6 protein-coding genes are annotated in these 11,572 nt (G+C 44.1%); 1 reads left to right on the forward strand and 5 read right to left on the reverse strand.

Annotated elements, in window-relative coordinates; translation table 11 throughout:
- Nucleotide 1: 1 nt before the first annotated feature.
- The 5 genes from esaA to ACZ07B_RS12435 all read right to left on the reverse strand — a co-directional run bounded on the left by esaA (nt 2) and on the right by ACZ07B_RS12435 (nt 9,755).
- Nucleotides 2-3,238, reverse strand: coding sequence for a type VII secretion protein EsaA (esaA, locus tag ACZ07B_RS12415; protein ID WP_464877241.1), 3,237 nt, complete (start codon nt 3,236-3,238; stop codon nt 2-4).
- Complete coding sequence (gene essC / locus ACZ07B_RS12420; protein WP_464877242.1) at nt 3,235-7,722, reverse strand: type VII secretion protein EssC; 4,488 nt, start codon at nt 7,720-7,722, stop codon at nt 3,235-3,237. Before essC ends, esaA begins: the two co-directional genes overlap by 4 nt.
- 60 nt (nt 7,723-7,782) lie before the next feature.
- The gene (essB, locus tag ACZ07B_RS12425; RefSeq protein WP_024573120.1) at nt 7,783-9,138 is read right to left on the reverse strand and encodes a type VII secretion protein EssB; all 1,356 of its coding nucleotides are present in this window, start codon (nt 9,136-9,138) and stop codon (nt 7,783-7,785) included.
- 14 nt (nt 9,139-9,152) lie between these two features.
- Complete coding sequence (yukD, locus tag ACZ07B_RS12430) at nt 9,153-9,392, reverse strand: ESX secretion system protein YukD (protein ID WP_003228763.1); 240 nt, start codon at nt 9,390-9,392, stop codon at nt 9,153-9,155.
- A gap of 69 nt (nt 9,393-9,461) precedes the next feature.
- On the reverse strand, nt 9,462-9,755 hold the full coding sequence (locus tag ACZ07B_RS12435; RefSeq protein WP_003220661.1) for a WXG100 family type VII secretion target: 294 nt from the start codon (nt 9,753-9,755) through the stop codon (nt 9,462-9,464).
- 519 nt (nt 9,756-10,274) lie between these two features.
- On the opposite strand from ACZ07B_RS12435, the gene adeR reads away from it, so the two are divergent.
- A complete protein-coding gene (adeR, locus tag ACZ07B_RS12440) occupies nt 10,275-11,543 on the forward strand; it encodes a sporulation transcriptional activator AdeR (protein ID WP_064911644.1) in 1,269 nt (422 codons plus the stop codon).
- The last annotated feature ends 29 nt before the right edge of the window (nt 11,544-11,572 follow it).

An 11,572-nucleotide genomic window follows, 5' to 3' on the forward strand; every position in this document is an offset into this window, starting at 1 on the left:
ATCACGCTTCATACGTTTCATCGCTTTCTGCTGTGTGTTCAGCCATCAGCCGGATAATCAGCGGCAGAGCCGCGGCAATCACCGTAATAATCAGCAGAACTGTTATTCCCATTGTAAACAAGTGCCCAGTACCGTACTGGATGTCGATATATACTTTCGAAACCGGATCTTCAAATGTAAAGTTCGGCATGATCAAATCAATAAGCGGTGCGACATAGAATAGGATCATTGCCGCTGAAGCAACCCAGCCAGGGATTGATCCGAATCTGAATGCCGTCCGGATGAAGGCAGAGCTTGCGACCAGCAATAGAATCGTGAACACCGACCACTTAATCGTCTGATCGTCCGGCAGTGAATAAATATTCAAACCGAACAAGCTGATCATAAGTCCGACAAGGATATTCAGAATTCCGAATAACGCTCCTTTGACGAGAAGCGGTGCGTTTTGGTAATACGAGCTGAAATAGCCGATTAACAGACTGCTGATCAACACAATGACAAGGATGACAACCGGCGGTACCGTCTGAATTTTTTCTTCCGGAACCTCTCCGCTGATTTTAAGCGGATTCGCTAAGTAATCATATACATAGCCATTGTTTTGCCCGTCTACTAATGTGTTTCCGAGTATGCCGTATACGTCATTGCGCACGAGTTTCGTGGAGGCGACATTTTTCCCCCAGTTGTTGTTTAAGGTGTCGGCTTTCGCTTGAACATCATTGACGCTTTGCTGCATGTTGGTTGTGTAATCAATGATGCCGGACTGGCGATCAGACAATGAACCCATCATGTCTGACATTTGCAGCACTTCCTGGCCGACCGTATCTTGGACACTCAGTGCCATGGTACCAGACAGCCCATCGTTGCTGAACGTCGCAGATTCCTGTGTTGCGCCCGTTACAAGCTGTTCTGACGCTTTTGCGGCACTTTCAGAGATTTTCGTCAGTTCGTCGAGAACACCTGCTTGAGAGTCACGGATATAGCCGCTGTAGTCGTCCGCAAATTTGGTCATGCCGTCGATGAAGCTGTTAATATCTTCATCAGTTTGCATCGTGTTGTTTTTGAGATCTTCCCAGCTGGCTGATTCTTCAGGTGAGAGAGCCAGGACTGATTTGACGTTGCCCTGCTGGCCGTCAATAGCGCCGGCTTTTGCAGCACTGTCAATCGTACCGGATAATACAGAATCATAAACAGATAGATATTTATAGTATCTCATTAAAGCGGAGATGCTTTCTGTATTGATTTCTCCTGAAAATTGAAGCTGATCTTTATTTTCAAGCTCGCGAATCGCACTGTAAATCCCTTCAAACTCCCGCTTCCGTTTCGCTTCGAGTCTTTTGAGATTATCATCGAGTGTTTTCACTTGGTCTTTGAGATCATCTATTTCATCATTTAGATCGTCCATTTGCTCTTTCAATTCTTGAAGCTTCTTCTTCAGTGCTTCATTATGTGTATTTTCTTTTTCCTTCAGCTCTTCTTCGATTTGCTTAATTCGTTCTGACGCTTTGCTGAGCTGTTCTTTTGCTTTGGCGATATCAGAAATGTCATCGTTTCCTGGTTGATCTTGGTCCCCAGGCTCCGTCGTATCTCCGCCGCTACCGGTATCTCCTGAATCTCCGGTTCCGCCTTCATTTGCCAGCTTGATAAATTGAAGGGCTGAATCAGAAGATGCAGTCTGTTCGGCAGATGTGCCCGTTTCGGTTTGTCCGCTGTCGGACGCACCATCAGAGGCATCGCCGTTCTGCTCCTGACCGTCTGTTCCCTTCTGCTGGTCTTGATCCTGAGTACTGCCGTCCGTTTGTCCGTCATTACCGGTATCACTGCTGTTATTGTCATTCCCTGTGTCGCCCTGTGTATCATCGGGATTTGTACTGCCCCCGTCATCAGGTTTTTCTGGATTATCAGTGGACGGATCGTCTGGTTCAGTACCCGGGTCCTCCGGTGTTGGGTCCTCTTTTTCAGGCTCCTTCAGATTGTCTGAAATATCCTGAATATCAGCAGCGATATTTTTCAGTTCTTCACGCTGTTTTTCAAGATCAATTTTGAGTTCTTCAGGATCTTCTTCTTTAGGGTCTTTATCTTTATCATTGTTGTCAGAACCATCGTCTATGACTGGGTCGTCCCCTTTCGCAACTGTCAATGCCTGACGTGCCGGAACAAGCAATTCATACACCTGATTTAATGCAGCCTGTCTTGATGCGGCCTGATATTGTTCGATTAAATTACTTTGGATTTTTGCCATGCCAAGTTCCTGCTGGGACACTTGGCCTTCCCTAATTTGCTGGGCGTTTGCCAGCACATTACTGGTTTGTCCGAGCTGTGTCTTAGCTTGGCTGATCCCAGTTGCCAATCCGCTCATGCGTTCGCTGAACTGATTCGCCTTTTGCTGTGCTTGGATGGCATCCAGACCTGTCCGGATTTGCTGCTGTGTTGAATCCTGGGCTGCCAAAAGCAGCTTTTTCTGATTTTCTTGATATTCCTTGTATCTTTCAACTGTTTCAATGAATTCTTTCAACGTGTTTTTAGCTTCCTCCGCTGTAGAAGCTTTTTCTTTTGTCGTGCCTTGCGCTTCATTCATTGATTTCTTCAGCTCATCGATTAAGTCTTTTTGCTGTTTGATTTCACCTGCTAAATCATTAGAGCTTGGTTTGTAAAAGTTGTACATGACATTCTGGAATTCAGATTCTTTATTGACGATCTTGTCAAATTCTCCTCTGATGTTGTCCACTTTTTGCGAAACAAAGTTCCAGTATAAGGCCGACATTTTTTTGTTCATTGTCTTTTGGGCATCCTCAAGCTCCCGCTGAACTTTTTCTTTGTTAACCGCATTCAGGTTATCTTGAATGCTGAATTCGAGCGTTGCTTTTTGAGGATGGTCTTTGTCATAGCTCAAAATGTTTTTTGAGAAGTCTGAGGGAATGTAGACGATCGCATCATATTTCTTTGAAGCGAGACCGGTCTCGGCCGCGCTTCGGTTTACGACCGTCCACGAATAATCAGGACGTTCACCCAGAACGGCCGCTACTTCCTTGCCGAACTGGGCGGATTTGTCCTCTTCATCAGACTTTACCTCATCACTCAATACGCCTGTGTCTTCATTCACCACCGCGATTTGCCGGGTGGAATTGACTGCTTTTTTCGTCGGATCGTCTCCGATAAATCGGAAAAACAAAACCGGCAGCAGCAAAATGATGATGACGGCGGATATTAACTTGATCAAGCTTTTTCGTTGTTCTGTCATCTAGCACTCTCCCTTTCAGCAGAACATAAAGGAATTTGAACTTTTTGCTCCTTCCCGTTTTCCACAACATATCCGAAGCCCGGCTGAATCTCAGGCTCCTGTCTTTGGTACGGGAGAGGAATGACATTTTGCTCAGACTTTTTCATCAGCAGAATCGCGTGGCGGATTTGCTTCATCTCAGTCGTCAAGGAGTCATAGCCTTTTGAGAATTCGCTGTGATTTCCGCCCGGGATAAAGCTGAACCCAAGATGAGCGTATGATTTCATGAAGTTAGCGAGACGGTCTTGTATTCTCGTATCAATCGTCTGCTGGAATCTCGTTATCCCGTCAATCATCAGCACCACTTGTGAGAATCGCAGATTTTGTGCGTCTCCTTGGCGGACGGCTTCTACATACATGGCCTCTCTAGTTTTGAAAATGTCTTCTGCTGTTTCAATCCACTGCTCAATATCTTCTTTCGTTTCCAAATATGAAACATCTGATTCCTTCGCATAATGAGATAAGCCGCGGTCAATCGAGTCAAACAGGCCGATCATTTCAGTTTCATCATCAATCAGATGTTCGAGCATTACTTTTAAGACGTTTGTTTTCCCACGCTGAGTCTGGCCTAAAATCAGGCAGTGCTTATGCTTGCCTAAATCAAAATAGACTGGGCTGACTGTTTCTTCATGAAGCCCGATCGGTACAGATAAAGGCTTGTGTTCCAGCTTGAAGCGGATAGAAAATTCTCTCGTAGACAAGCTCTCAGGCAGCATCGGAATCGGTGCTGGCTGCTCCATTGAAGCAAATCGCCCTTGAAGTTTCTGTACGTCTGATTTCAGCTCGTTGAACATGCCGATATCATCATCGGCGTCAACAGGCAGGAACATTTGCGCGAAATAAAGCTCTTCCTTTTGAATGATGACGCGTCCCGGAATCGGCTCAAGATTGAATTTCGGACGGCCGTAAATGGAATATCCTTCTGATTGATCCATGAGATAATGGACAACCTTTGTTTTCAAGTTATTTAACAATGACTGGCGGACAGCATTCACCCGCGTTGCTGTCAGCATAAAGTAGATACCCAAGCTTTGTCCGTCTCTGGAAAGCTGGACAAATTCCGATTCAAGCTCATGCATCTCATCCTTGACAATGTCAAAGTTGTCAATGGTGATAAAAATGAACGGAAGCTCTTCTTCGCTCAGCGCATTGTACATTTTGATGTGGCTGATTTCTTTTTCCCGGAACAAACGTTTACGACGGTCAATTTCTTCTTTGATGCGAATCATGAACTTTTCAATTTTTCTTGACTGGTCCATCAGGAAGTAATCCGCGGTATGCGGGAGCTTCGCTAATGGCAGCAGCGTTCCATTTCCGAAATCAAAGATATAGACATGAAGCTCTTCAGGTGTGTATACGTCCGCAAAACTCATCAGGAACGTTGCGGCTGCAATCGATTTTCCGTAGCCCGAAGAGCCGAAGATGCCGATATTTCCATCTTCCATCATCTTATAAGCAATTGGCGCCTGTCTTTGCAGATCAGGTTCATCGACATACGCAAAGTGGAAATGGTCTTTTTCGTCTGAAGGGAAAAGAGTGCGCGGAATACGTTCCGCAAGCGGCGGCAGCCAAGGGCTTGGCAGCTTCTCGATTCCCATTTCATCTTGGATGCGTTCAATTTCGTCAACTACAGCTTCGATTTCGGTTTGAACGTCTTTTTTCGCGATATCTTCGGTATCAACCTCAGAAAGCGGGATCAGACCCGTATCTGTAACGATCGCGATTTCATCCTCGGTACCGTAGACTTCCTCTAAGTAAGGCGCCCCGCTCCATGCAGATTGGAACAGCTCATACACTTCATTGTTTCCGACCTGCAAATAGCCGCGGCCTGTTACGGTAATGTTTGCGGCATCGCTGTTTTTCAAAATTTCTTTACTGTCGGTGGCATCCTGGACCTTGAGCGCTACTTTAAAGCGCGAGTTACTCCAGATCTGGTCGTCGATGATGCCGCCTGGCTTCTGTGTCGCCAAAATCAAATGAACGCCGAGGCTTCGTCCGATACGCGCGGCGCTGACAAGCTCCCTGATAAAATCAGGCTCCTCGCTTTTCAGCTCGGCAAACTCATCAGAAATTAAGAACAAGTGAGGCATCGCCACTTCTGCTTTCCCTTGCTTGTATAGCTTTGTATAGTCATTGATGTGATTGACTTGATACTGGTCAAACAGACGCTGCCTTTTTTTCAGCTCGCTTTTAATGGAAGCAAGCGCACGCATACTGAAGTTTTTGCTTCCTTCAATATTTGTGATCGTGCCGAGGAGGTGGGGAATGTTACGGAACGGCTGCGCCATTCCTCCGCCTTTATAGTCAATTAGTAAGAAAGCCGCTTCATGCGGATGAAAATGCACTGCAAGTGACAAGATGTAGGTCTGGAGAAATTCACTTTTCCCTGATCCCGTTGTCCCCGCAAGCAAGCCGTGCGGACCGTGTGCTTTTTCGTGAAGGTTCAGATACACAATGTCATCTTTCCCTTTATAGCCGATCGGCACTGACAGCGACTTCGACGATTCACTTGTCAGCCATCTTTGCTGAATGCCGATTTCTTTTACTTCCTTCGCATGAAAAAGCTCCAGGAACGATACCGTTTCCGGAATGGAATTCGTAATGCCGACCTGGTGGTTCAGCGTCCGCAGTGTGCGTGAAAACCGTTCGTTGTCCTCACGCTGATGATGATCGAGACGGAACGGAATTCTTACCGCTTTTTTCTTTTGTATTAAAATGTCGCCTTCATGCTCATTGATGTAGCGGACAAGGGTTGTAATGTTTTCCGACAAGCTTTCCTTTGTTTCCGCAGCGACAATTGTCGAGATGCCCAGATGCTCATGCTGTCCTTCTAAATATTCGAGAATGACATGCTCGGAGATCAGCTGCTGATTCGTGATGACAAATACAAAATGCGGTTTGAACTGCAGTTTTTCTTTGTCATCTTCGAGATCACGCTCTCTGATCAATTCGTAAAGTGAAGACAGGAGCTGATCTCGCGTTTGCTCATTATAAATAAATCCCTTTGCATAAATATGGGGCATTTGAAATTGCGGAAGCCACTTCATCCACTCCCAGTCTTTATACTCATCTTCATGAAAAATAAATACAAAACGCAAATCGTGATAGCTGTTAAAGAACGACAGCTGTCCGATCAGCTGGTGAATCTCATTTTTCACAATTTGTGATTTACCGACAAGCCCCATCGGACCTTCTGCCAAATCGACCGTCACCGGCGCATTGCGGATATCTTTATAGACGCGCTGCATGTGCTGCGATTTCTCCATGAGGTCATCGATATCACGATTCGCCAAGTCTCCGCCGCTCATATTGATTTCATAGCTTGACGGAACTGTTCCCGTCCCAAGCCGCAGCTGGAGATAATCCTTGCTTTCAAGTGATTTTTCCCAGATCCGGTCACTGATTTCACTTGTTAAGTATTTCATTTGTTCAAATGAGGGAAAGTGAAATTCAAGAACCTGCTTTTGCTTTTCAGCAAGTGCCTGAAGCTCTTTCCGCTTATTGTCTAAGTAAAGCTTATATACACGCTCCCGTTTTTCCTCGCGTTTTTTCCGCTGGTTTTTATCCCGGAAATATTGCACTGTCGAGGTAATGAGAGTCATCATAAACATGGCCAAAGAAACGAGTATAAATATGCCGCGCGGCTGGATGATGGCAACTACGCCCATCACGATCAGCATCACAAGCGGAGGCAGGATGACGAGCCACAGCCCTCTGTTGGTTTGATCGCTCTCCTGAGAGGGAAAACTGAAAGAAACACGGTCATCCGGCAGATCGTATACCATCCGCGGCGTTCTTCTGTACTGCGGATATTTTTTCTGCATCTCTGTACTCGGTTTGACCGTTTCTGTTAACGCTGTTTCAAACTGGGCATAATGAACAATTTCTAAAAGGTCTTGTTCCGTCACCCTCATTTGCGTGAAGTTCCAGAATATTTCATCCCCCGGCTTGAGCGGCGTATTGGCGTTGATTTTCTCTCCGTTCAAGAAGATCGTTCCGCTTTCAGGGCGGACCGACCAGCTGCCGCCTGCACGAAGCAAAGAAAACGTGCTTTGTTCTGCAAATGCAAAATCTTGCGGATTCAGATAAATATCTGCATTCGTTTTTTCTGAGGAACATACAATTTCATCCCGATTTCCCGTAAAATAAACGGATTTCTCAGGTTCACTGCCCGTCAATATCAAGCGTATATCCTGCTGATCCGTTTGGAGAGTAAATGATATATCCGTCTCAATCGTGCCGAGACAATCATTTCCCAGGAAAACTTCGTATTGGCCGCCGGATTCCTTTCTTTGAAGAGAAATGACTCCGCTATTAAATGGAATGGAGCTGATCGTAACAGAATCCTTCACATCAGGCCCTATGGTCACCGGATGAGACGACGGGAGGTTAGACAGATTTAATTTTTGAACGTTATTTTGGTAAAAAACCCATAATAGACTCAAATGGCGAACCCCCTTACGGCCGAATGGCAGCATGCGATGACCTGCGCTTCATGTCTCACGTTATTTGTCATCTTTTTTCTCATCTTTCTTTTCTGTTTCTTTTTTCTCGTCTTCTTTTTTCTTCTGTTCTTCTTTTTTCGCTTTTTCCTCGGCTGCGGCTTTTTCTTCGGCCGCTTTCTCTTCTGCTTGTTTTTCTTCGTCTGTTTGTGTCTGTTCTTCGCTTGTATCGACTAACGATGTTTCAGAATTAGACTGTTTATTTTCTTGACGTTCTTTTTGCGCTTTTTCAAGCTCACTATTTACTGAATCAAGTTCTTTTTGTATATCTTCATCATTTGTATCCTCAGATAAAAGCTGCTGTTTATATTTAGCTAGGGCAAAGTAAATATAATCATTGTATTCCAGCTTGCGGCCGATACTGATCGCTTCTTTGTATTCTCCTCGACCATAATCAATCCAATATAAGAAATGCTGAGGGTCTGATTGAAGGGTGACTAAATTATTTTCTATATTTTTGGTTTTTGCACTCCCCAGGTTTTCGACCTCAACATAGGACGTCGCCAGCTGATACTGCACCGATTCAGGCAGGCTTTCCGCATCGTACTTGGACAGTGTGCTGATGACTTCACTGTACTGCTTGTTTAAGAACGCACGATTGCTGTCCACTATCGCTTGGTGCTTTGGCTGCGCGAAAAATAAGGCGTACATCGAATAAATAAGTGCCGGTACAAGCAAAACAATGAGCCCCAGGCCGATATATCGCTGGATGTTCCACTTCTTTCTCGGGATATGTATGTATGTTTTTGCTTTGGCTTCGAGCTCATCAATATGGGTTTGAATCAGCTCGAGCAAATCATCATAGGATTCAGCATCTAATATCGCCTTTGCCTCTGCGGAGAACGTCAGCGTTTCATTGAATTTCAGGTAGTCTTCAAACGCAAAAGCGCCGTCAACTGCCAAAGCCGCTGCCGCTTTCAGCTCCTGCCATACTCTTTCCTCATCACGCTCGTAAGGAGGAATGCTTTCTTTTACTCCATAATGGAGAAAATAAGGCGTAAGCCCTTTATCGAATACAATGTTTTCAGGAGCGACAATCAAATTCAGCCTAGACAGATTGTGCTGCTGTACGGCTTGAACAAGCTGATAGGCAAACTGCCATTTACTTTTTTTATCCTTAGCTTTCATGAAGCGGAATGCTTTATAGGAGGAGGGAGGTTGGATTGTGATGATTACTTCATCATCCGTCACATCGATTTCTTTATGAAAAAATGGATTTATATCTTTGATCACGTTAGCTTCAAGACCGTCGAGAAGCTTTATTTTTTCCCGTTGAAAGGTAAATGTATAGCCGGCATCTGTTTTCTCGGCAACAGCTTCTAATTGGTTTTCTAAATATGATTTTTGTTTACCTGACATTCAACCAGATCCTTTCATAATATTTCAAGCCGGTCTCCGTTTGTAATGCCGCAATCAGACAGCTTGCATTCTCCGGAAAACACCTTATCCTTGTTCACCACTCTGATCCAGTGCCCTTCGCGCGGAGGCATAGATACGCTTTGGGCCTGCCAAGCAATATCAATTACTTTTTTCACCGGGTGGTAATCTGACAATCTGAGATCAAAGACACTGCCGTTATAATGTTTCAAATCTATTGTAATATCAATATACATTTAGGATCACCCTTACATAGAAAGAGCGCCGTCTTCTTTTGAATCAGGCGCTCCTTCCCTTTCATACTGTTATCCGCGGATTTGATTTGCGATGTCTTGGTCAGTAGACTCAAGTGTATTTGCTGTTTGATCAAGCTGCTGATTCACATCTTGAAGCAAATCTGACATTTTGATAAATGAAGGTTTGAGCTGCTCGTATTGATCTGCGAACGCTTCGCTTGAAGCACCTTCCCACATGCTTTTCAAATCAGAGATCATTCGGTTTAAACGATCAACCTGATTTAATACTTCTTGGCTTTCAACGCCGTATTGCTTCGCCATCGCTCTTAGCTCTTCGGGTGTGACACGAATTAATCCTGCCATATTCCTCATTACCTCCTGTGCCATCAGCCTAAATATGGGCTAATTCACTTATTTTTAGAACGTCATTATTATAAAAACAGTTTTTCGGCATAGTCAAACAAATATGTTTTAATTTTACAAAATGAGTCCAATGGTTTACCCCGAATCACTTAAAAATGACATATACTGTAAAGTAAATAGGTTTATTTTCTTACTCTCCTCTGCATTCTCCGAATAATCCAAAAGACCCAAATAACTCCCCAACTCCCAAAAAAAACCTTTCAGAAAATTTGATGCTACAGCACCATTTCTGAAAGGTTCAGTTTTTTCTTTCCTTAATTAGTCTCGCCTCCGATGACTTTCTTAGAAGATTAATAGGATAAGCTGTCGTTATATGAGGCATACAACTGTCCTGCAAAAAGGCGATTACACCGCCAAATGTATAAAGACCGTTTCTCTCATGAAATTGTTTTTTTGCTTCTGTTCTTTGTTGTTGATTTTCACAAACAACAACAATCATAATAAAAGGAAGGGGATGAGATGTCAAAGAGAAATCAAGCACGAAAAGTAGGGAGATTTATGACCATGCCGAATGATCCGTTTAAATATAGTTTTGACAGACTTGAAGATGTGGCTGATCATATCAGCGACGTTCTGCGGTGCCCGATCACCATAGAGGATGTTAACCACAAGCTGCTTGCCTACAGTACACACAGCGACTGCACAGACCCTGCCCGGACGTCTACCATTATTGGCAGAAGGGTACCGGAGAAGGTGATTAACAAGTTGTGGAAAGATGGGACAATTCCAGCTCTCTTAAAAACGGACCAGCCGATCAGAGTCAAGCAAATTGATGAAGTCGGGCTGAGCAATCGCGTCGCTATTTCGATTTGGAAAAACAATCAAGTGCTTGGCTTCATATGGGCGCTTGAGATCCAAAAAACATTGTCCGATGAAGATCTGCTGACATTGCAAATGGCAGCAAAAGCAGTGAAAAACAAGCTTCTCAAACTTCAAATCAGAAAAACGAAAAATGAAGAACGCAGCCAAGAATTTTTCTGGAAAATGCTGACCGGACACATCCATCAGGAGGATGATATGGCGGATGGGTTCCATAAGCTTGGAATGGCCGCTCCTTCAGAGTTTTCCGTTATGATCATCCGCATAAATGGTGAGCTGACTGAAAAAATCGAACAGCAGCTGCAATATTTACAGGAAACGACCCAGCAGGTTTACGTGCTGCTGGCGACCGTAGATTCCAATGAACTTATTATATTAACCTCACCCAAAACAGATCATCCTTTTCAAGATTTAAAACAGTTTGCTTTAAGTACGCAAAAACAGCTGAAGGAGCGGTATAAAATAGAAGACGTTTCTATCGCTTTTGGCGGAATATACAACTCTATTTCTTTTGTCTCCCGCTCCTATCAGGAAGCATTGTCCGTCTTAAAAACGAAGGAACGGTTCACTGAAGAGACCAAACATCTTTTCAGCTTTTCTGAGTTAGGCATTTATCAATACTTAGATGTCTTATATGAAAAACGGAAACAGGCGGGCCATTATAATTACTCGCTTTCCAAACTGGAACAATATGACCGGGATCACCAGTCAAATCTGGTAGAGACGCTAGAGCGCTTTATTGAAGCGGACAGCAACGTGAATACCGCTTCCAAGCTGTTAAATATACACGTTAATACGTTGAATTACCGACTCAAGCGGATCAGCCAGATCGCTGAAATTGATTTGAAAAATGTGAATCAAAAATTCACCATCTATTTAGATATCAAACTTCGGCACATGGATTTGTGAAATTTCACAAATCCATGTTTTTTTATTTT

The sequence above is a fragment of the Bacillus sp. 9.4 genome (genome assembly GCF_055486415.1).